Origin of the sequence: Paraburkholderia sp. WS6, from assembly GCF_030464835.1 — a bacterium.
Taxonomy (GTDB): domain Bacteria; phylum Pseudomonadota; class Gammaproteobacteria; order Burkholderiales; family Burkholderiaceae; genus Paraburkholderia; species Paraburkholderia madseniana.
Map to the genome: position 1 here is coordinate 370,045 of NZ_JALQCK010000002.1, position 21,302 is coordinate 391,346.

A 21,302-nucleotide genomic window follows, 5' to 3' on the forward strand; every position below is an offset into this window, starting at 1 on the left:
CTGACTCCTCGCTGTCCTATCCCGGCCTGCCTGATTGTTTCACTGAAGAAACAATGTGGAATCGTAGCAGCGATTTATCCGCCTGCACGTTCTCGGTATCGTTCACCCATCGCCACACGAACTTCAACGGCGCATCGAACGGCCCAAGCGGTCTTCGCCCTGCTTTCGCAGCTACGCTGAAGTTCATCTTGAACAGGGAAATATCCATGTCTATCACCAAAGAAACGCATGTCTCGGACCGCCCGAAAGCGGTGGTTATCGGAGTCGGGCCGGAGCAAGGTCTCGGCGCGGGCCTGTCTCGCCGATTCGCCGCAGAGGGGCGTCACGTCATCATCGCGGGGCGCACCGAAGCGAAGATCGAACGGGTACGCGAGAGCATTGTCGAGGCGGGCGGCTCCGCGAGCACGGTCGTCATGGACGTGACGAACGAAGCGGATGTGATCCGGTTGTTCGACATCGCGATGCAGGCAGACGAGCGTGGCGGCAGTGCCGACCTCATTGCCTACAACGCAGGTAACAACCAGCCTCTGGATCTGCGAACGATGGAAGCGGACGTCTTCGAATCGTTCTGGCGGCTCAACTGTTTTGGCGGGTTTCTCGTGGGTCGCGAGGCCGCACGGCGCTTTGTGCCCCTCGGCCGAGGGTCGATTCTTTTCAGCGGGGCGACGGGCGCGCTTCGAGGCTTGCCAAACTTCGCCCACTTCGCGTCGAGCAAGGCCGGCTTGCGCATGCTTGCTCAAAGCATGGCGCGCGAATTCGGCCCGCTCGGCTTGCACGTTGCCCATGTCGTGATCGACGGTGGCATCGACGGAGAACGGGTGCATACGCGCTTCGCCGAGCATGTCGAACGGAAGGGCCTCGACGGACTGCTCGATATCGACGCCATCGCCGATGCATTCTGGTCGCTTCACCGCCAGCACCGTTCCGCGTGGACGCACGAACTCGATCTGCGCCCCTTCAAAGAAGCGTTCTAAACGATCGCGAACCTCAACACAGTCAATTTCGAAGAGTCAATGATGAAACTTATCGGTCCATGGTTTTCCGGCTATACCCGCCGGGTCGGCATCACGCTAAAGCTGCTCGGCATGCCGTTCGAGCATCTGCCCTATCACGCCTATGAGCAGCAGGATCTTATCCGTCCGTACAGCCCAATGGTGAAGGTGCCGGCGCTTGCGCTCGACGACGGCACGATTCTCTACGACAGCACAGGCATCATCGAATATCTGCACGAAGAAGTCGGAGCAGAGCGCGCCTTGCTCGCGCCCTCCGGCGTGAATCGGCGCGACGCTTTGCAGTTCATCGGTATCGCATCCGCGATCTACGGAAAGCTCAGCGATATGTATGACGAGTCGATCCGCCCCCCCGAGCATCAGATCGCCACGATCGTCGCATCGCTGCGCGAGCAGGCGTTGGCGGGATTTCAAATGCTCGAATCGAGAGCCGGTAATGGCTGGCTGGTGGGCGATGCGCTGTCTCAAGCCGATGTGATGGTCGTGATTACCTGGCAATCCGCATCATTGGCGTTTATGCCTGACGTCGTTCATCCGGCTGCTTTCCCCAAGCTTGCCCGATTGGCCGAGCGCGCGATGGAAATAGACGCGTTCTCCAGTACGCTACCTTTCAGGGGATAGGGATAGGGATAGGGATAGGGATAGGGACAGCGCGCGCGGCTTCGGCCGCGCGTGCTATTTCTTTTGCTGCTCCCGTGCTTTGCGGACAGGCGTTGCCGTGTCCGCAAACAGATCGATCACGACCCCGCGCAGCCAGCGATTGCCTTCGTCCTGCTGGACTCGCGTGTGCCAAAGCAGATGGATCGGTGCGGCGGGCAGCGTCATGGGCAGCGCGCGCAGGCTGAGCGAGAAAGGGGTTGCCAGTTGAAGGGCAAGCCGCTCCGGCACCGTGGCGATCAGATCGGTGCGTTGCAGGATGTAGCCCACGCTCATGAAGTGCGGCACCGTCAGTCGCACCTGACGCTGTACGCCGCGCCGTTTCAGCCATTCGTCCACCTGCCCGTGGCCAGTGCCGGCCGCCACGACTACAAGATGCTCAGCCTCGCGCCACGCAGCGAGCGTGAGCGGCGCGTCCTCGAGCGGATGCCCGCGCCTGAACAGGCAGACATAGCGCTGATCAAACAGGCGGCGCTGATAGAAACCACCCTTGAGCTGCGGCAGCAAGCCAATGGCCAGATCGACGCGGCCGTCGGCCATCTCGTTGCTGAGATTGACGCTTGTATCGCGCACGGTATTGAGTGCGACGCCCGGCGCGACGCGCGACAGTCGTTCGAGCAGCGCGGGCAGAAAAACAACTTCGCCGATATCGGTCATGCCGATCGTCATGGTGCGCATCGCGCGCAGCGGATCGAAACCCGTCACCGGATTGAGTGCGGCGTGCAGCGTGGCGAGCGCCTGCGAGACCGGTTCCGCCAGACGCAGCGCGAATGGCGTGGGCACCACGCCGCCCGGCCCGCGCACGAACAAGGGATCGCCAAGCCGGCGACGCAGCTTGGCGAGCGCGTTGCTGACGCCGGGCTGGCTCATGTTCATCTGCTCGGCGACGGTCGCCACGCGCCGTTCCTGCATCAGCCGCTGGAAGAGCAGCAGCAGATTGAGGTCGATTTCGCTCAGTTCCATAACTCACGCATATCCGGGTCTCATTCAATCCAGTGATGAAGCAGATTCATTTCATCTTATTGAGGAATGAAGGTCTAGTGCTGAAAATACTGACACGGCACGCGCATTCGCCATGGCGCCCGGAAATGCGATGGCGGCCCACACCCATAAATCTGGATATCGGAGACACAGTCATGAAGCAGACGGATCTAAAGATTGCGATCGTCGGCGCCGGCGTCGGCGGCCTTACGCTTGCGCTCGCGCTGCGCGAGCACGGAATCGATGCGCAACTCTACGAGCAAACCGAAGAGCTGCGCGAAGTGGGCGCGGCCGTCGCGCTCTCGGCTAACGCGACGCGCTTCTACGAGCGCATGGGACTGCGCGCGGACTTCGAGAAGGTGTGCGCGGAGGTGCCGGGCCTCGTCTATCGCGACGGACGCAGCGGCGAGGTCATCGGTCACCATCGCGGCACGCCCAGTTCTCGCGAGCTGTTCGGCGGCTCGTACTGGGGCATTCATCGTGCCGATCTGCAGGCGGTACTGTCCAGAGCCGTCGGCCTTGAGCGCATCAAGCTCAGCCATCGGCTGGTCGATCTCGTGCAGCACCCGGATCGCGTGAGTCTGGCGTTCGATAACGGTCAGCGCATCGACGCCGACCTCGTAATCGGCGCCGACGGGGCGCGCTCGATCACGCGGCGCTGGATGCTCGGCTATGACGACGCCCTGTATTCGGGCTGCTCGGGCTTTCGCGGCGTGGTGCCGGCCGAACGCATGGATCTGCTGCCCGATCCCGAGACCATCCAGTTCTGGGTCGGACCCGGCGGCCATCTGCTGCACTATCCCATCGGCGACAAAGGCGACCAGAATTTCCTGCTGGTCGAGCGGCAACCATCGCCGTGGCCGTTACGCGACTGGGTCATGCCCGCCAGCGAGGGCGAACAACTCCGTCTGTTCAAGGACTGGCATCCGGCCGTCGTGCAGATGATTACGGCTGTGCCGGTCAGTCAGCGCTGGGGATTGTTCCACCGTCCCCCGCTCGGCCGCTGGAGCAAAGGCCGCGTGACGCTGATCGGCGATGCCGCGCATGCGCTTGTGCCGCATCACGGCCAGGGCGCCAATCAGTCGATTGAAGATGCCGTGGTGCTGGCCGCTCAATTGGCCGCGGCGGGTCCAGGCAATTGGCGCGCGGCGCAGGAAGCCTACGAGCGCCTGCGCCGGGGCCGCACGCGCAAGGTGCAGTACGCGTCGATCACCACTGCGGACGTGCTGCATTTGCCCGACGGGCCGGTGGCGCAGGCCCGCAACGCCCGCCTCGGCGCGCGCGACAGCGTGCTGAATCACCTGGACTGGATTCACGATTTCGATGCGCTGACGGAAGAGCCGAGTGAACGGCAGGGTGGTACCTGGCTTTGAGTAAGTCCTGCTTTACGGTTGATAGCACTCGGAGGAGCCGCCCGTCTTGTATCGCATAGGCGAATGCAACTGTGTTGGTAGGCGCAAAGGCACTGTACATGTCAAACGAAAGGCTTCAGCTTCAGAATGGTTAAGAGATGTATTGAGCCCGGAAGCATGTTGGCGCACGGTGGAGTCGCCATTATCAGGCGATAGCGCGCCTATCGATGCGGCGTGACGGCTATCCGACGAACCTCGTATCCCACTTCACTGAGAAAACTCTCATGGATCGTCCGCAGGCAGTTCCAACGCAGCAGGTATTGAATGAACGCGTGATCGTCACCGAGTGGCGATTTGCACCCGGTGCTGAGACCGGCTGGCATGTTCATGGACATGACTATGTCGTGGTACCGCAAACGGACGGTCAACTTCTCCTCGAGACAGCACAAGGCAGCCGGGAATTGCAACTGCGCGCCGGGCACAGTTACGCTGGGTTGAAGGGAGTGGAACACAACGTCGTCAACGCGACCGACCACGACGTGGTATTTATCGAGGTGGAGATTCGCTGAGGCAGCGCTTGACAAGAGGCACAGACGAATACCCGCTTTAAACCATTTCTCCCTGACCTAGCCGCCGTGCCCCCCACCATCGGACGGACAGTCGAACGAGTGTGATGACGAGTGTTGGCCACCGTGGGCCGACGAGTCTGTGCGGCAATGATCGGACACGTGCGTGTTGGGCGGCGTCGAAAAATCCACCATCGGTAAGTAGGGAGTCTGCGACGGCCCCAACCGATTCCGCTTGTTGTTGCTGAACAGGCGCTTGAGGAACTTGAGCATCATTCGTCCTTTTTCCTGGTTGATTCCATACAGTAGATCAGCAAAACGGGGATGCCGGTTTTTTGTCCTTGTCTAAGGAGCTATGTACGCAATGAAATACTCTATCGCAGATCACTGGTTTTCGACCTCACGCTCAATCGCAACTTCCTTCACCGCTTGTAGCCGGAAGTCCTTCGGCGAGCGTCCGACGATCCGCCTGAAGGCATTACTGAATGCGCTCTCGGAAGAGTAGCCAAGTGAGCGCGCAAGCACATTGACGTGCGTCCGGCTCTCCAGAAGAGCGCGCTGCGCAAGGTGCATCCGCCATTTCGTCAGATACGAAAGAGGTGACATTCCGGCGACCGTCTTGAAGTAAGCAGCAAACGTCGCACGTGACATCGCCGCTGCTTGTGCGAGTTCTCGAAGTTGCCAGGCGCGACCCGGGTCCCCATGCATAAGCTGGAGTACCGGCACGAGACGCCTGTCGCTCAGGGCGCGCAGCCACCCGGCAGGCTGGAATTCGCCTGTCGCGAAGTGGGCCCGCAGTATCTGGATAAACATCAGATGCGCGAGCTGATTCGATGCAATGTGCGCTCCGGGAAGCGCCTCATTGCGCTCCTGAACGAGTTGATTGAGCAGCCAGCCAAGGGGCTGCGCCTGCTGAGATGTCGCGCGCACGTGAATGAGGGGCGGTAACGCATCTAGCAGAAACTGGCTGGAGGCGGCGCTCAATTCGACCTTGCCGCCAATCATGAAAAATTCGTCGCCCTCTCCATGATGAACCACCGCGCCGACGCGCCCTTCGAGGACGTCTGCGAGATCGACGCGCTTCGCTTCCAGGTCGCTGCCGAGGACATGTGCGCGCGGCGCGCAGAGCAAAAATACGTCACCGCATTCGATGCGAATGGGCGCCTTGTCGTCTTCAAACAGCAGCCAGCAGCCTCCCCGCACCACACCCCAGAACTTGACAGTGTCCGCGCGCGGAAAATTGATTGCCCAGGCGCCGCCGGCAACAAGTCCACCCGAAATGATGGACCGCGCACTCATGAGGCTCAGAAAGTCGGAGAAGGGATCGAGCATGATCGCCAGATTCTGACGCAAGAAATACTGACTTTCAAGCATTCAAAATCTGAGCACGCCGTCTTAAGCTGCGTTCACTGCCTGGCTCGCTGCCGGATAGAACCGTAACCCGATCAGATCGGAGAGGATCTCAACATCATGAAGCGCACCTGGTTTATTACTGGAGTTAATAGTGGTTTCGGCCGCCACATGACAGAGCAACTCCTTGCTCGAGGAGACCGCATCGCCGGTACGGTACGTGATCTGGAGTCGATGGCCGATCTCAAGGCTCGTCATGGCGATGCGCTCTGGCTCGCAAAGCTCGATTTGACAGACACGCCCGCCATTCGCCGGGTCGTCGACCTGGCGTTCGGCGAACTTGAGCATGTCGATGTCGTCGTGAGCAACGCAGGCTATGGGCTGTTCGGCGCGGCCGAAGAAATGACCGATGAGCAGATCGCACATCAGATCGACACGAATCTGCTTGGCTCCATTCAAACTGTCCGCGCCGCGCTTCCGCATTTGCGAAGCCAAGGCGGCGGACGGATTATCCAGTTGTCCACGATGGGTGGACAGGCGGTGTTTCCGGGCGGATCGCTGTACCACGCGAGCAAATGGGGTATCGAGGGATTCATTGACGCACTCGCGCAGGAGGTGGCCGTGTTCAACATTGGTTGCACGCTGGTCGAACCGGGCGGGGCGCGAACCAACTTTCGCTATCAAAGCGCCAGGCTCTCGTCAAAGCTCGATGTCTACGATGCGTCGCCTGCGCGCATGGCGCATCGGATGATCGAGGACGGAACCAACATGCCGATCGGCGATGCGGCGAAGATGGCAGCGATCATGATTGACAGCGTCGACCAACAGCCGGCCCCCAGGCGTTTAGCGCTGGGTAGCGACGCTTATAACGTCATGCGCAAGCAATTGAGCGATCGTCTTGCTGCGCTGGAAACACAGAAAGAACTCGCCTTCTCGACCGACTTTCCGGCGGGCATGTAGCATCGCAGCGCGACGGGACTGGGGGTCGTCACGGCACTTCAGCGCCAGGGGGAAACGGCTAAATCGACGTTTAGGAGTATGCACGTCGGGCGGCGCGGCGGTCACCGGTCCCAACGACCGTTCGCTTCGGGCCACCCGCTCACAGGTTCCCGAAGTATTCACGTGGGACCAACGTCATCAATGATCAGGCCAGGTGCTTAACCATGAATACCCGCTTTAAACCTTTCTCCTCCGCCCGGTGCGTCTCGGCATAGCCGATGCGCGAGTAAAGCGCGATATTTTCCGTCATGGCCTCGTGCGTGTAGAGCCTGATAACGCGATAGCCGGCCGCTCTGGCCGAGCGTTCAGCGAATTCCAGCAGGCTGCGGCCCAGTCCTGTTCCCTTGGCGGAAGGTGCTACGGCCACGTTGTCCAGTAGCATCGCGTCCTGCTCCGGGATGAGCACGACAATGCCTTGTATGGCGCCTTCCAGCTCTGCAACATAGACCGTGCCCTTGCCGATCAAGACTTCATAGTCATCCAGCATCGGTCCCGGCGGCCGCCCGATACGAGAGATATAAGGCGAGTAGGCCTGTCGAACGATTTCCTCGACAGCTTCAAGGTCGGCAAGAACGGCGAGGCGAGGATCGGGATGCATTGTCATATTTCGCAAGTATTCGACCGAAGGTGCGGTCGTGAATATAGTAGCTCTTTCATGAGCCAAAGCACCGATCCAGCGTTACGCAATTGATGGCACTCCGAACGGAGTCTGCGAAGTTCGATCACCTTATCCCTTTCTAAGTCCAGGCAGATTCGCGGGTCTCACCCCGGCACACTGGAATTCTGCCGGATCGTGCGAACGAGAATTATCACTGACAAGATGGTCAATACCGTAAGCGTCACCGGCCCGATCGTTTTCATGACGTCATGTGAAAACCATCCGACTAGTGCATCGCAGATCTGTATGGATCCCAACAGCAGCGCCAGAACGGTGACACCTGAGCGAGAGCGGATGGCAAACGCAATCAGCGCTGCAATAGCAAGAGGTACGCTACGGGCGACGCCGTACATTGCTGCAATTTGAACCGCCGGTTGCCCGATGACCATTGCCAGCGAGAACGCTGCGCTGACCGGCGCGTTGACACAGGTTATGGTTGCGCAAACACAGAACGCGAATTTTGTGCTCATAAAGAATAGTTCTCTCTGTGAATTATATGGGCAATGTAATATGCACAGATGAAACCGTCAAGCCACCTGACCGATACTTCGGGATACATGTTAAGCAAGCTCGGACAGGCAGTGACCGAGCAGTTCGCCCAACGGTTGCGTTCGATAGGGATTCGTCCGAAGCATTGCGGCCTGCTCGCAGCCATCCGCAGCATGCCGATGACATCGCAACTGGCGCTCGGGCAGGCTTTGAACCTCGTGCCGAGCGCGATCGTCACAATGATCGACGATCTGGAAGCGCTAGGTGCAATCAATCGGATCGCGGATGAAACGGACCGGCGTCGATACGCGATCGAACTTACAGAAAAAGGCGCGACGATGCTGCAGCAAGCGACAGCACTCGCCCAACAGGTAGATGACGCAATACTCGATTCTCTTGGGAAAAACGAGCGAGATGTGCTGCATCAACTGTTGAAAAAGCTGGCCACTCGCTCGTCGCAGCAAAGCTGACATCCTTGTCCGCCACAGTCCGCTTTTTTGAGCATCTCTGCCATTCGAGTTGTCGTATGAAACCGCCAGGGAGCGTTCGTTCCTGTCCGAACCCGGAAGCTCGATACGCGGCATCAAATTCGGTGAACGCCCATCTGGCCATACGCGCTCGTCAATGCGAACGTGGGGTATCCTGATTCCTGTTGCGAGTGACCACAACAAAGAGGCGACAGTGCTTGAACTATCGGTTCGTGACAAAGCGATGCTGAACGGTAAATTGGGTGATGGTGCAGCGCTTGCGATGCGTATAGTCGTCGCGACGGCGCATGTGATGAACGCTCAAAGACTTGTCGACATTTCCTCCGCTCATATCGACGGATGTCTGTACCACGGATCCGTGAGTCTCGATTTCGTCGAGCGCTTTGTCGCATCCGGAACGCGGGTCGCCGTTCCGACCACACTTAATGTCGGATCGCTCGACCTCATACACCCGGAGTTGTATCGCGGCAAACCGGAAACTGCGAACGCAGCAAAGCGCCTTATGGAGGCACATCTCGAACTCGGGTGCGAAGCTACCTTCACATGCGCACCGTACCAGCTAAAGCACCGCCCACGCCTGGGCGACCAGATCGCGTGGGCTGAATCGAATGCGATCGTTTTCGCCAACTCAGTTTTGGGCGCCCGGACGAGTCGCTACGGCGATTTTCTTGATCTCGCGGCGGCAATTACTGGCCGCGTCCCGTATGCCGGATTGCATGTCACTGAAAACCGGGCAGCCCATCTTGTGCTCGCCGCGCCCAACCTCAGTGATTCACCGCGGCGCGACGCCTATTTCGCCGCTCTCGGCTTTCTCCTCGGCCTTAAAGCCGGAGCAACGGTAGCCGCGATCACTGGATTACCTGCGGACACGACAGAAGACGAATTGAAATCTCTTGGCGCTGCGGCCGCATCCAGCGGCTCAGTGGCGCTCTTCCACGCCGTAGGAATTACCCCGGAAGCTCCGACGCTTGACGCCGCGCTACAGGGCGGCGAGCCGGAACAGACAATTATTGTCAGCGAGGCGGACCTTGTTGCGCTCCATCGTAAGTGGAACGATGCTCGCTCCAGCGGGCCACTCGCCGCGATCAGTCTGGGAACGCCGCATTTTTCGGTCGACGAGTTCCACCGGCTCGCCAAACTGTTCGAATCACACACAGGGCCGCTCCGATGCGACTTCTATGTCAATACGAGCCGTTATGTTCTCTGGCAGATCGAAGAGGAAGGACTCGCCCAGCAACTGGCCTCGCGCGGCGTTCAGATTGTGGTGGACACATGTACCTACATCACTCCCGTGATGAAACAGATCAACGGACTGGTAATGACCAACTCAGGGAAGTGGGCTCACTATGCGCCTGCGAACATCGGCGTCACAGTCGCGTTCGGGAGCATGACCGAATGTGTTCGTTCCGCCTTCGAAGGGAGAGTTTGCATTGATGAACTGGCCGGCTAGAGCTACGACCATGATCCCACCCACTCTCGCGCTTGACGGCCAGGTCCTCGTGCCGGGGCGAGCACGCGGCCTCACAATCGCGCTTCCCCCGCTGAGCTTCTGGGGCGGCTACGACGCTGAAAACGGGATGATCATCGACAAGACACATGCGGGCTACGGACAAAGTCTGAAAGACCGGATACTTGTGATGCCGCGGGCGCGCGGGTCCAGCTCCAGCAGCAGCGTGCTGGCTGAAGCGTTGCGCAACGGCACTGGCCCCAGCGGCATCGTACTGGCAGAACGCGACCTGATTCTTGCCATAGGTGTTATTGCCGCCAACGAACTCTATGCCCTGAACGTACCCGTCGTGAGTGTTGGCGAAGACGTGTTCGCGCAAATTGCGTCTTTCACCGCAACACTGGAGATTGACGCCGGCGATACGTCGCGCCCCGCAAGAATTTACGTCACCGACAGTGAACGTGATGGGAGCCGCAAGCCATAGGGATTCCGGCATGCGGCTCGGTCGTATAAACGAAACTAGTTGTACCCGAGAAGTAAGAGAAAACAGTCGACGCGAGCACCCTACCCCAGGCGCTTCGGGGTCACCGGCGAAAACCCTGTGCTCGCTTCAATCGCGCTGACGTTTTCAGGTCTCTCGAACGCATCAGGAGCGTCGTCGCCGGGACTACGCTGCCGTCCGATGGCCTTGAAAAAGGTCTCGAGACCTGATGGCAGGAAGAACCACGCCCAGTGCAAATCTTCGGTTCCGTCGTTTATCAACGTATGCGATTGCTGCGGACCCAGAAAAACTGTCATACCTGGCTCGATCGGGTAATCGCGCCCTTCCACGACCGCCTTGCCCTTGCCACGTATGAAGTGAAGCACCTCTTCAGACTCGGCGTGCGCGTGCAGGCGAACAAAGCCACCCGGCGGCACGGTCTGCGTGCCAGCCGAAAACGGGCGTTGCATCGATACAAGATGGGGCGCAACGTGAACGGCGGCATAGCCATTTGCCGGCACAGGTTGCCAATAGCTCTCCTCGTTGTGCGGATGGACGATCAGGAACTGAGGCTTGCTATCACAGTCGTTTGGACCTGCCACGGAGTCTTCGTTGTCGCGTGCTTCGCCTGTCAGTTCGCCGTCAACCAGACGCCAAACGGCCAATGGATTGGCCTCCTTTAGCGCTGCGGGCAGCAAAGCATCCGGCAGATCCTGATAACACACAGGTCGCAGAAATCGGTCGATCGCCGTCGCGCCCACCGACGTGAACATCGGATTCGATGTGGACGGAAAGGGACCGCCGTGAACCATCGCGTGGCAGACTTCCACGCCCGTCGGGAAACCGTTGGCGAGGATACGGCCGGCCTTTCGCTCAAGAACCGGCAACAGGCGCTGCGCGTCTGCATGATCCACAGCGTCGATCTGCAGAGTGACGGTAAGCTGCCCTTCCACGTGTTCCGCAACCGACAGCAATTCATCAAAGTCACGTGCACGAATCACCACAGACGCCGGACCAAACATCTCTGCTTCGAGTTCGGGCGTAGCCAGCAGGCGTTGAGCATCGGTCACATACAGGGCAGCCTGCGCGGCATTCGGAAGTTCGCCCGCCGACACGCCCTGTGCCACCTTCGTCACGCCCTGAACCCCATCGACCTTCTGCGCTCCACTGCGGAAGGCATCGAAGATTCCGGGTGTCAACATCGTCTGCGCCGGTTTTGTTGCCAATGATTCACCTGCCGCCTTAATGAATCGATCGAGGTCCGGACCTTCAATCGCCAGAACCAGTCCAGGATTTGTGCAGAACTGCCCGGCACCCAGCGTCAACGAATCCGCGAAGGCCTTCCCGATCGACTCGGCGCGGCTCGCGAGTGCACCGGGGAACAGAAACACCGGGTTGATACTGCTCATTTCGGCGTAGACGGGAATAGGTTCGGCTCTAGCGTTCGCGATTCGCACAAGCGCGAGGCCTCCCTGACGGGAACCCGTGAACCCAACTGCCTTGATGACCGGATGCGCGACCAACGCTTCCCCGATTTTGCGGCCAGCGCCAAAAAGCAGCGAAAACACGCCCTCCGGAAATCCATGCTCCCTGACTGCTTTCTGGATTGCGCGCCCTACCAATTCTGACGTTCCAAGATGCGCGCCGTGTGCTTTCACGATAACCGGTGCGCCCGCTGCGAGTGCCGAAGCGGTGTCGCCTCCCGCAACCGAGAAGGCAAGCGGAAAGTTACTCGCGCCAAACACCGCGACGGGACCGACCGGCACTTTCGCAAGGCGCAGGTCTGCACGAGGCAGCGGCTGCCGCTCAGGCTGTGCGTGATCGATCGTCGAACCGAGAAAGTGCCCATCCCGTACGACCTTCGCAAAAAGGCGTAGCTGACCGACGGTCCGGCCGCGCTCACCCTGCAAACGCGCAATCGGAAGGCCGGTCTCCGCATGTGCCCGTTCGATCAGTTCATCTCCGATGCCGAGGATGTTGTCGGCAATTGCGTCCAGAAACGCGGCACGTTCCGCTAGCGTGACGTTCCGGAAAACGTCGAATGCCTGAGCCGCCAGAGAGGCTGCGCGCTCCACCTCCGCGGCACCGCCCATACCGAAAGATGGCTCCGAAATCTCCGAGTTGCTTGCGGGATTGAACGCGCTCTGGCTGCCTTCGGTGCCACGCACCGCGGAAAAGCCGATCAGCATTTCGCCAGTAATGGTCATGTCGATATCCTCAAAAAAGGACCGGAGACCTCGTTAATAACCGAGTGCCTTGAGGTCTTCCAGCGTCTTGTGCGTGATGGCGATGGTGGTCTCGCGCTCTTCGCCTACCAGATCGAGGCGCGGCGGCTTCACGGTTTCCGCCGAACCCGTGATGATGTGCTCAGCGAGCTTGATGTGCTGGACTAGCTTCACCACCGTGTCGAGGTGGAACAGCGGGGTCAGGGCGGCATACAGTTTGCGTGCCGTCGCGAAATCACCCTTGACTGCAAGATTCAGAAGGTTGACCGATTCCTTGGGCAGCGCGTTCGCCATCCCTGAGACCCATGCCGTTACGCCCAGTGCGGCACTTTCAAGAATCAGATCGTCCACACCGCAGACCACCGCAAGGCGACCGTCGAACCGGCTGATCAGATCGGTCACACGCGTGGTTTCGTACGATTCTTCCTTGATTGCCACAATGGTGGGCTCCGCGAGCAGTTGCTCGACGACATCAGGCGTCAGGTCCACCCCATAGCCGCGCGGATTGTTGTACAGCAGGATATCAAGGCTGGATGCCTTCGCAACGGTCTTGTAAAAAGCCACCGTTTCACGAACATCCGACTTGTAGGTCAAGCCCGGGAAGACCATCAAGCCATCGATGCCGATCTTTTCGGCTTCCTTGGCATACGCCACGGCGTTCTCGGTGTTCGTTTCCGCCAGGCCCGAGATGATGGGCACGCGGCCTTTGATCACCTCTTTCGCCGTACGCAGGACCGTCAGCTTTTCTTCCGGTGTGAGTTGTGCGTTCTCGCCCACCATGCCCATCATCACCACGCCGCTGACACCATTCACGATCAGGCGTTCAAGCCCAGCCCGGATAGCCTCGATATCGAGCGTGAAGTCGGATTTCAGTTTGGTGGTAACTGCGGGGAAGACGCCTTGCCAATTGATAGCCATGATCCATTCCTTCTCTAAAGTCGAGGGTCCGTGACGCCTCGCGTAAATTGTGTATATTGGAACCAAAGAAGGCGCTTAAAAAAATGCTGCGACACCTGCAGCATTTAAGAAAAGTGATATGGTATCCTGGATCCAATCTGCAGAATTAAAGCACGAAACAAAGCCGAGAATTCTAGAGGTTTACCCTATACGGCACGCTGCGTTTGCGACGCATGGACTTCAAAACGTAAGCCTGTTCTGTGAGTCGTTTTCAATATGGATAACTAACCATAAATCGTACAAGCGAAGAGAGCGCGTTCTGTAATTTATGCGCGCTCTCAGCTTGCCTTAAGGTAGACGGGATGAAGAATTACAGACGATGGCTAGCGGAATCAGCGCGTCACCACCGCGTCAACAACCGACATGATCTGCTGCGCGGCCGTCTTGACGTGCTGCTCCAGCAGTTTGGCCCCAAGCTTCGCGTCGCGCTTCCTGCATGCCTGGACCAAGCCCATGTGCTCGTCATGCGACTGTTCGCGGATCGGCACCTGCACGGCCTGAAAGCGGAAATAACGGTCGCAGCGGTCATGCAACACCCGCAACATCTGCAGCGTAATATCCCGCTGCGCAGGCAGATAAAGCGTTTCGTGCAAACGCCAGTTCAGTTGCCCCCACACACCCGAGTCTGCCTTGTCCATTTCCTTGACAAGCCGTTCCGCCTTGCCCATCTCGGCCTCGCTGATGCGCGGGATAGCTTCGGAAAAGATCCACGGTTCAAGACGTAGCCTGATGTCGAACGTCTCCCTCACCTCGTCTATCGACAGTTCGGAGACATATGCGCCCTTGTGCGGGACATTGGTCAGCAACCCCTCTGCCGTCAAACGGGTGATGGCCTCACGGATAGGAACGCGGCTGACGCCGAGTTCCTCGGCGAGCGCTTCCTGCCGCAATGCCTCACCCGGAGCCAGGTCGCCGCTCAGGATTCGCTGCCGAACCGCCGTTGTGACGAGTTCGACTGTAGTTGGCCGGACAATCTTGCGCGTGCTTTCGTCCGCGACAACTTCGCTTATCGTGGACGCCTCTTTGGTACGACGTTTGGCAGCTACCGGGGGCATGATCAGTTTCAGTAAAGGATTCAGGATACTGTGAGCATGCTACCACGGCACCGGCTTTCGGATACAAAATCCAATGGCCGGCGCTGCGTCACTGCAACGCTTTCCTTACCCACGCGCCGTTTTTCATCACGCCAGCGATGCGCTCACCCTGCCCGGTAAGAACACTGATATCTCTTAGCGGATCACCGTCAACAACGAGCAGGTCAGCGAAGGCCCCCGGGGCGACGACCCCCAGACGGCCCTGCTGTCCAACGATTTCGGCACCCACCGCCGTGGCCTGACAGATCGTCTCGAAAGCACCAAGAATTTCTGAACGGATCGTCAGTTCATCGCTTTGATACTCGTGCATGTCGCCCAGCAGATCCGTGCCGAGACCCATTTTTACCCCGTTACGTTTGAGTAGCTCGAGTGCCTTCAGGCCCTGAATACGAACGTTCTCGTTTTTCGCAAGAGCACTTTCTGACACGCCGGCCTTCACACCGACCTTGTTCATCGCGTCATAGGTAACAAGCGTTGGCACCGCAAACGCTCCAAACTCTGCCATGACAGCCGCGGCCTCGTCATCGATCAGGTTGCCGTGCTCAATCGTGCGCACACCGAGCTTCACGACGCGAGCGATCGCCTTGCCTGTGTAGGCATGCGCCATGACATAGGTCTGGTGCGACGCGGCTTCCTCGACGATCGCCTTGACCTCGTCGACGGAAAACTGCAGGTTCCCAATCGGATCCGTGGGCGACGCAACGCCACCCGACGCCATGATCTTGATGTGGTGCGCACCGGCGCGCATCTCTTCGCGGACGGCCTTGCGTACGTCGTCCACGCCATCGACGATACGCCCGATTGCCCCGAGATTGCGGTGACAGCCGCAGGGGTCGGGATCGGAGTTGTCGAAGCGCTCGCGGAAGTCGCCGTGACCGCCCGTCTGCGACAGCGCCTTACCAGCCACGAATAAGCGCGGCCCGGCGATCACTCCCTCCTCGATTGCACGCGAGAGCGCGTAGTCGGCGCCGCCGGCATCCCGCACGGTTGTGAAGCCCCGGTTAAGCATACCGCTCAGGATCGGTACTGCCCGCAAGACGGCAAAGGTGTTCGGCAAACGCCCGTTGTTACCGAGGTGCGCAACCGATGCAATAACGTGCGCATGGCAGTCAATCATACCGGGCATGACCGTCTTGCCCCCAACGTCAATAACCTGCGCGCCATCTATCGACACCGGTTCGCGGGTGACGTCCTTGATGACCTCCCCGTCCACGACAATCGAATAGTGGGCCGTGTCGTTTTCGTGATTCACGTCCAGGACGCGCGCGTTTTTCAGGATCAACATTTCAATTCCCCAGCTGATTTTTGAGCAACCCACGGGCCGCGGCAGATCACTTCAGCAAAAAGCCTTTGGCGAGCGGATCACGGTCATCGACAAAGATCGTGTTGTGTCCCGTCACCCGCGCCCACCCTTCAATGCTCGGAATAATCGCGTCGAATTCACCCACCCTGGTCGCTTCTTCAGGCACACCATTGAAGAGCGTTCCAATAATGCTTTCGTGAACAAAACGTTCACCGATCTTAAGTTTGCCCTTGCCGACCAGATGCGCCATTCGGGCCGACGTCCCGGTGCCACAAGGCGACCGGTCGATGGCCTTGTCACCGTAGAACACAGCATTGCGTGCGCTTGCGCCTTCGACCGTCGGTTCGCCTGTCCACATCACGTGGCTCAGACCACGGATTTCTGCCTTCTCGGGGTGAACGAACTGATACTTCTCGTTTGCTTTCTGACGCAGGATCGGACTCAGACGCTGGATATCCGAAGGCCTGAGTGTGTGGAGGCCACCGAAGTTTTTCTGCGCTTCGACGATCGCGTAGAAATTTCCGCCGTAGGCGACATCGAAGCGGATTTCGCCGAGCCCCTCAACGTCAACCGTCAGGTCCGTCGAGTGAAGGAATGACGGAACATTGATGAGCTGCACGGAATCGACGTTGTCTCCGTCCACCTTGTAGCGCGCAACCACGAGACCAGCCGGCGTGTCCAGACGCAGCACACCAGGGTCACGCGGACGCACCAGACCGTGCTCGATGGCTGTTGTTACCGTCCCAATGGTGCCGTGGCCACACATCGGCAGACAGCCGCTGACCTCAATAAACAGGATGGCAACGTCACAGTCGGAACGGGTCGGCGGATAGAGAATGCTGCCCGACATCACTTCATGACCGCGAGGTTCGAACATGAGCGACGTCCGGATCCAGTCGAACTCGCGCTCAAAATGTGCACGTCGCTCGATCATGTTCGCTCCTTCCAGCCGCGGCGCGCCTCCTGCGACGACCCGGACCGGATTGCCACACGTATGTCCGTCGATGCAAAAGAATGTCGATTTCATCACCCTGCTCCATCCAGAATTTCATGCAAAATCAGGCCCATCCGCATTACTTCGACAGGGCACGTACGTTGGCAAGCGTCTTCTCTACGATTGCAATGACCTTCTGCCGCTCTTCGCCTTCGAGCTTCAGTCGCGGGGCCTTCACGGTTTCCGAATATCCAGCCGTGATGTTCTCAGCCAGCTTGATGTACTGAACGAGCTTCACGTGCGTATCCAGATGGAACAGGTCGATCAGTGCACGGTACAGCTTACGGGCCCATTCATAGTCGCCAGCAACGGCCAGATTCAGTAATTCAACCGATTCCTTCGGAACAGCGTTGGCCATGCCAGAGACCCAGCAAGTCACGCCCAGTGCAACCGACTCGAGCACCAGATCGTCGACACCGCACACGACGGCAAGGCGGTCGCCGAAACGGCTGATCAGATCGGTGACGCGCGTTGTGTCATACGACTCTTCCTTGAGGGCTTCGATCGTCGGCTCTTCCAGCAGTTGCGCCACCACATCCGGCGTCAGGTCCACGCCATATCCGCGCGGGTTGTTATAGAGCAGGATCGCGAGCGTGGACGCCTGAGCGACGGTCCTGTAGAAGGCAATCGTTTCCCGGGCGTCGGACTTGTACGTGAGACCAGGAAAAACCATCAGGCCCTGAACGCCGAGCGCTTCCGCGTCCTTCGCGTACTGGACTGCGTTTGCCGTGGTGGTTTCGGCGAGGCCTGCAATGACCGGCACGCGTCCGCTCACGGTTTCAACGGCAAGCTTGATTACCGTGCGCTTCTCTTCCGGCGTGAGCTGGGCGCTCTCACCGACCATACCCATCATGACGACGCCACCGACGCCGCTGTCGATGAGGCGGTTCAGACCTGCCTTGATCGCTTCGTGATCAAGAGAACCGTCGTCCTTCAGCTTCGTCGTGACAGCGGGGAACACACCTTTCCAGTTGACTTGCATGGCTATACCTTCCCAAAAATGATAATCAGAGGCGGGATGTCCCGCGGGTCGATCGAGGTCGCGGGGGCCCCGTTAATTGCGGAAGCGGCTGATCGAGTACGGCTCAAGTCCGATTCCGGGCGTTCGATTGGCAAGCAGGTCCGCGACAAGCGCACCTGTTGTTGCCGATTGCGTCAGACCAAGGTGACCGTGGCCGAATGCATAAATGACGGACGGCGCACGCGGCGATTGGCCAATGACCGGAAGCGAATCCGGCGTGGCCGGACGGTGCCCCATCCATTTCACGGCTCCCTTATCGTTGATACCAGGCAGGAAACGCTTTCCGAGCGCGAGCAGCGCGTCACTGCGTTTGTAATTCGGTGGCGCCTTGAGACCGGCGAACTCGGCTGCACCGCCAATGCGCACACCGATATCAAGTGGCGTGGCGACAAATTTGCGTTCGGCAAAAATCACTTCGCGCGACAGGCTGATGCCATGCGCGGGAAGCGTCGTGTTGTAACCCCGCTCGCTGTCCAGCAGGACGCGGTCCCCGATCGATCCGGCAAGCGCGGCGGACCATGCACCCGTCGCCACAACGAGGCGGCGCCCCTTCACCCGTTCGCCTGTCTCGGTGACGGCTGCTGGCGCAAGTGCATCCGCGAGATCAAGTGCCTTCACCGCGCCGACAACAAACGTGGCGCCGAGTTGCTTCACGCGCTCACGCAGTTGCGTCACGAGACGCTTCGGGTCGCCGATGTGCGACCAGTCGTCGAGAAACACACCATGACGAAAAACCGGCGCGAGGGAGGGTTCGCAATCGCGAACCTCGTCGGCAGACATGGCGTGCCAGCGCACACCCAGATCCCGTTTGAATTCCCATTCATGCTGATCCGCGACGAAGGCTTCGTCTGTCTCGTAGACCGTCAATGCGCCGCGCCGATAAAAACTGTCCATCGCGCCGATGTCCTCAAACATCGGGACGATGTCGTCGTAGACGCGGTTGTTCAGCTGGGCCAAAGCCAGGGAAATTTCGCGGAAGCGGTCCTTGTTGCCCGAGCGCTGAAATTCCATGAACCAGGGCAAGGCGCTCGGCACATGTTTCCAGTCAAGCGCCAGCGGCCCCAGAGGATCAAACAGCCATTTCAGAGCCTTCATGTACAACCCGTTCACCGAAATGGGGGTGCTCTCCGTCACGGCGATACCGCCCGCGTTTCCGTGCGACGTACGGTCGCCTTCGAAGTCGCGATCGATGATGGTGACGGTAGCGCCGTCGCGCAGTGCAGACCACGCACAGGCGAGACCGACGATTCCGCTACCGATAACCACAACGTCCGGGGTCGTCCGGGAGTTTTGAGCTTGCTGAGTCATTTCCGTGAGTCGAGGTATTGCGTAGGTGGACGGCAAACCTGTCGTCCACCGTGGTTTCGGTTACTTGGATCCGAGTACCGTTATCGGCTTCCACTGTCCGTTTTCACACTTGTAGACAGTGATGATTGCGTCGCGCAGATCACCGAACTGGTCGTATGCGAAGTGGTCGCTCGTGACACCCTTCATGTCAGTCTTCGCGAGCACCGGCAGGTAGACGGACGGATCTGACGAATTGGCCTTCTGCATCGCCTGCATCATGGCCATGGCGCCGTCGTACGTGTACGGTGCATAGGTCGTCGGTTGATAGCCGAACTTGGCCTTGTAGCGCTGCGTAAAACCCGCGCCACCCGGCATCTTGTCGAGCGGCAGTCCCGCGAGCGAGACAATCGCGCCATCCGCCGCCGGTCCGGCAATCTTGATGAAGTCTTCCGTTTTCGACATTTCACCCGAGGCAAACGTCGCCTTCATCGCCAGCGTGCGCGCCTGCTTCACCATGGGTGCGGATTGCGCGTCGGCGCCTGCGTAATAGATGAAATCAGGATTCTTCGACTTGATACCGGTCAGAATCGCCTTGAAGTCAACCGCTTTGTCGGACGTGAACTGATGGTCGATGAGGTTACCGCCGGCCGCCTTCACTGCCGTCTCGAACTGCTCCGCAAGACCCTGGCCGTATGCCGTGCGATCGTCGATGATTGCAATGCGCTTCGCATGGAGCGTCTCGACGACGTACTTGCCCATCACACTGCCCTGCTGCGTATCAGACGTCATCATCCGGAACGTAGTCTTGAAACCCTGACGCGTATAGGCGGGTGCGGTTGCCGTCGAAATCTGCGGAATGCCTGCGTGCGAATAGATCGCCGAAGCGGGGATCGTCACCCCGGAGTTGAAGTGACCGAGCATGCCCTTGATGCCGTCATCGACCAGCTTCTGGGCGACGACGGTACCCGTCTTCGGGTCTGCCTGATCGTCGAGCGCTTCCAGCACGAACTTTGTTTCCTTGCCGTCAATCTTGGGCTTCGTGGCATTGAAGTCGTCAATGGCGAGTTGCACGCCCGACTCGAAATCCTTGCCATACTGAGCCTGCGCGCCCGTCATCGGAGCGGCCAGACCCAGCTTGACCGTTTGTGTTTCGGCGGCCTGTGCGGCTTCGAGGGACAGAAGCAGAAATCCCGAAGCAACGGCTGCAAAAGCGATGGTGCGAACTTTCATATCAGTCTCCTTACTACCCATAAAAGCCGCGTTGGGAGCGCCGAAAACATTATGTTGGATCCAATATCCAAATGTTTTGCGTATAATGCGCGCCTTCAGCGGGTCTGTCAAATGCGTTCGAAAAAATTGGCGGAGCGCGGTTTTCTGCCACCCCGCCTCAAGTCCTACACCTGTTCCATAACGTCAGGATCCTCAAGCCCACACTGCCTTTGAACCTGATCTTCGAGCGGCGAAACCGCTAGTTGTGCGAACACCAGCGCCAGTCCGATATCAGCATGGTCATACAGCCCAGCTTCGCCAAGCAGATTCATTGTGCCCAGCGTGACACCGTTCTTGCGCACGGGGATGTTCAGCACACTCTCACACCCAATCGACCACAACACCTCGTATTCCGAGAACACTGCCTTGATGTCCTCGCGCGTTGAGCCGATAAAGATCTCACCGCGGCGAAGAACCTCATCCGACCAGCGACTTTGCGTCACCCGCTTGAGTCCGCCTACCGGATTGATATCCAGGCGATTGCTATGCAGACGTCCCAGGCGGCTCGACGCCTCGTCATATGCCAGCACCGTGAAGAGCCGCTGGCCGAATACCTCCGTGAGGGAGCGCTCGAACTCGGACCACACGATGTCGGCGTTGCCATCTTTCTGTTGAATCGCGGCCAGACGCTCGATCGCCCGGAAAATGAGTGCGCGGTTTGTGTTCGTCACGAA

22 protein-coding genes and 1 pseudogene are annotated in these 21,302 nt (G+C 59.1%); 8 read left to right on the forward strand and 15 right to left on the reverse strand.

Going from position 1 to position 21,302, the window contains the following annotated elements:
• Positions 1-16: 16 nt before the first annotated feature.
• A complete protein-coding gene (locus M0D64_RS04160) occupies positions 17-208 on the reverse strand; it encodes a hypothetical protein (RefSeq protein WP_266256719.1) in 192 nt (63 codons plus the stop codon).
• Here M0D64_RS04160 and M0D64_RS04165 point away from each other — a divergent pair.
• Both M0D64_RS04165 and M0D64_RS04170 read left to right on the forward strand, forming a co-directional pair.
• Complete coding sequence (locus tag M0D64_RS04165; protein ID WP_154560240.1) at positions 207-974, forward strand: SDR family NAD(P)-dependent oxidoreductase; 768 nt, start codon at positions 207-209, stop codon at positions 972-974. The two genes, M0D64_RS04160 and M0D64_RS04165, sit on opposite strands and share 2 nt — an antisense overlap.
• Before the next feature lie 39 nt (positions 975-1,013).
• Entirely contained in the window at positions 1,014-1,631 is a 618-nt protein-coding gene (locus tag M0D64_RS04170) for a glutathione S-transferase family protein (protein ID WP_266256720.1), read from the forward strand.
• 54 nt (positions 1,632-1,685) lie between these two features.
• Here the strand turns inward: M0D64_RS04170 and M0D64_RS04175 are convergent, their stop codons facing one another.
• Entirely contained in the window at positions 1,686-2,630 is a 945-nt protein-coding gene (locus tag M0D64_RS04175) for a LysR family transcriptional regulator (RefSeq protein WP_266256721.1), read from the reverse strand.
• A 173-nt stretch (positions 2,631-2,803) separates the two neighbouring features.
• Between M0D64_RS04175 and M0D64_RS04180 the strand changes: the two genes are divergently transcribed.
• Entirely contained in the window at positions 2,804-4,021 is a 1,218-nt protein-coding gene (locus M0D64_RS04180) for an FAD-dependent monooxygenase (RefSeq protein ID WP_266256722.1), read from the forward strand.
• A gap of 263 nt (positions 4,022-4,284) precedes the next feature.
• Positions 4,285-4,569 (forward strand): cupin domain-containing protein, encoded by a 285-nt coding sequence (locus tag M0D64_RS04185; RefSeq protein ID WP_266256723.1) that lies wholly within the window; start codon positions 4,285-4,287, stop codon positions 4,567-4,569.
• 381 nt (positions 4,570-4,950) lie between these two features.
• Here M0D64_RS04185 and M0D64_RS04190 read toward each other — a convergent pair whose 3' ends face one another.
• Positions 4,951-5,898: an AraC family transcriptional regulator gene (locus M0D64_RS04190; protein WP_266256724.1), complete on the reverse strand. Its 948-nt coding sequence runs from the start codon at positions 5,896-5,898 to the stop codon at positions 4,951-4,953.
• 138 nt (positions 5,899-6,036) lie between these two features.
• Here M0D64_RS04190 and M0D64_RS04195 point away from each other — a divergent pair, with 138 nt between their 5' ends.
• Positions 6,037-6,876 (forward strand): SDR family oxidoreductase, encoded by an 840-nt coding sequence (locus tag M0D64_RS04195; protein WP_266256725.1) that lies wholly within the window; start codon positions 6,037-6,039, stop codon positions 6,874-6,876.
• A 184-nt stretch (positions 6,877-7,060) separates the two neighbouring features.
• Here the strand turns inward: M0D64_RS04195 and M0D64_RS04200 are convergent, their stop codons facing one another.
• Positions 7,061-7,513: a GNAT family N-acetyltransferase gene (locus M0D64_RS04200; RefSeq protein ID WP_266256726.1), complete on the reverse strand. Its 453-nt coding sequence runs from the start codon at positions 7,511-7,513 to the stop codon at positions 7,061-7,063.
• 164 nt (positions 7,514-7,677) lie between these two features.
• A complete protein-coding gene (locus M0D64_RS04205; RefSeq protein WP_266256727.1) occupies positions 7,678-8,043 on the reverse strand; it encodes a hypothetical protein in 366 nt (121 codons plus the stop codon).
• A gap of 48 nt (positions 8,044-8,091) precedes the next feature.
• Here M0D64_RS04205 and M0D64_RS04210 point away from each other — a divergent pair, with 48 nt between their 5' ends.
• The 3 genes from M0D64_RS04210 (at position 8,092) to M0D64_RS04220 (ending at position 10,481) form a co-directional block, all read left to right on the forward strand.
• Positions 8,092-8,532 carry a MarR family winged helix-turn-helix transcriptional regulator gene (locus M0D64_RS04210; protein ID WP_266256728.1) on the forward strand — a complete coding sequence of 147 codons (441 nt, stop codon included), beginning with the start codon at positions 8,092-8,094 and terminating at the stop codon, positions 8,530-8,532.
• Positions 8,533-8,743: 211 nt separating this feature from the next.
• Complete coding sequence (locus M0D64_RS04215) at positions 8,744-10,000, forward strand: aconitase X catalytic domain-containing protein (RefSeq protein WP_266256729.1); 1,257 nt, start codon at positions 8,744-8,746, stop codon at positions 9,998-10,000.
• 10 nt (positions 10,001-10,010) lie between these two features.
• Complete coding sequence (locus M0D64_RS04220) at positions 10,011-10,481, forward strand: DUF126 domain-containing protein (RefSeq protein ID WP_266256730.1); 471 nt, start codon at positions 10,011-10,013, stop codon at positions 10,479-10,481.
• An 80-nt stretch (positions 10,482-10,561) separates the two neighbouring features.
• On the opposite strand, the gene M0D64_RS04225 is transcribed toward M0D64_RS04220, so the two are convergent.
• The 10 genes and pseudogenes from M0D64_RS04225 to M0D64_RS04270 all read right to left on the reverse strand — a co-directional run bounded on the left by M0D64_RS04225 (position 10,562) and on the right by M0D64_RS04270 (position 21,299).
• On the reverse strand, positions 10,562-10,948 hold the full coding sequence (locus M0D64_RS04225) for a cupin domain-containing protein (protein ID WP_266256776.1): 387 nt from the start codon (positions 10,946-10,948) through the stop codon (positions 10,562-10,564).
• 168 nt (positions 10,949-11,116) lie between these two features.
• Positions 11,117-12,685: pseudogene (locus tag M0D64_RS04230) on the reverse strand (aldehyde dehydrogenase (NADP(+))); the annotation flags it as partial.
• 33 nt (positions 12,686-12,718) lie between these two features.
• On the reverse strand, positions 12,719-13,621 hold the full coding sequence (locus tag M0D64_RS04235) for a dihydrodipicolinate synthase family protein (protein WP_266256731.1): 903 nt from the start codon (positions 13,619-13,621) through the stop codon (positions 12,719-12,721).
• Positions 13,622-13,992: 371 nt separating this feature from the next.
• Positions 13,993-14,715 carry a GntR family transcriptional regulator gene (locus M0D64_RS04240; RefSeq protein WP_266256732.1) on the reverse strand — a complete coding sequence of 241 codons (723 nt, stop codon included), beginning with the start codon at positions 14,713-14,715 and terminating at the stop codon, positions 13,993-13,995.
• Between the two features lie 88 nt (positions 14,716-14,803).
• Entirely contained in the window at positions 14,804-16,039 is a 1,236-nt protein-coding gene (locus M0D64_RS04245; protein ID WP_266256733.1) for an amidohydrolase family protein, read from the reverse strand.
• 46 nt (positions 16,040-16,085) lie between these two features.
• Positions 16,086-17,084, reverse strand: coding sequence for a 4-hydroxyproline epimerase (locus M0D64_RS04250; protein ID WP_266256734.1), 999 nt, complete (start codon positions 17,082-17,084; stop codon positions 16,086-16,088).
• Positions 17,085-17,130: 46 nt separating this feature from the next.
• On the reverse strand, positions 17,131-18,033 hold the full coding sequence (locus M0D64_RS04255) for a dihydrodipicolinate synthase family protein (RefSeq protein WP_266256735.1): 903 nt from the start codon (positions 18,031-18,033) through the stop codon (positions 17,131-17,133).
• A 72-nt stretch (positions 18,034-18,105) separates the two neighbouring features.
• Positions 18,106-19,380 carry an FAD-binding oxidoreductase gene (locus M0D64_RS04260; RefSeq protein WP_266256736.1) on the reverse strand — a complete coding sequence of 425 codons (1,275 nt, stop codon included), beginning with the start codon at positions 19,378-19,380 and terminating at the stop codon, positions 18,106-18,108.
• 60 nt (positions 19,381-19,440) lie between these two features.
• Positions 19,441-20,589 (reverse strand): branched-chain amino acid ABC transporter substrate-binding protein, encoded by a 1,149-nt coding sequence (locus tag M0D64_RS04265; RefSeq protein WP_266256737.1) that lies wholly within the window; start codon positions 20,587-20,589, stop codon positions 19,441-19,443.
• 164 nt (positions 20,590-20,753) lie between these two features.
• Positions 20,754-21,299 (reverse strand): GAF domain-containing protein, encoded by a 546-nt coding sequence (locus M0D64_RS04270; protein ID WP_266256738.1) that lies wholly within the window; start codon positions 21,297-21,299, stop codon positions 20,754-20,756.
• Between the last annotated feature and the right edge of the window lie 3 nt (positions 21,300-21,302).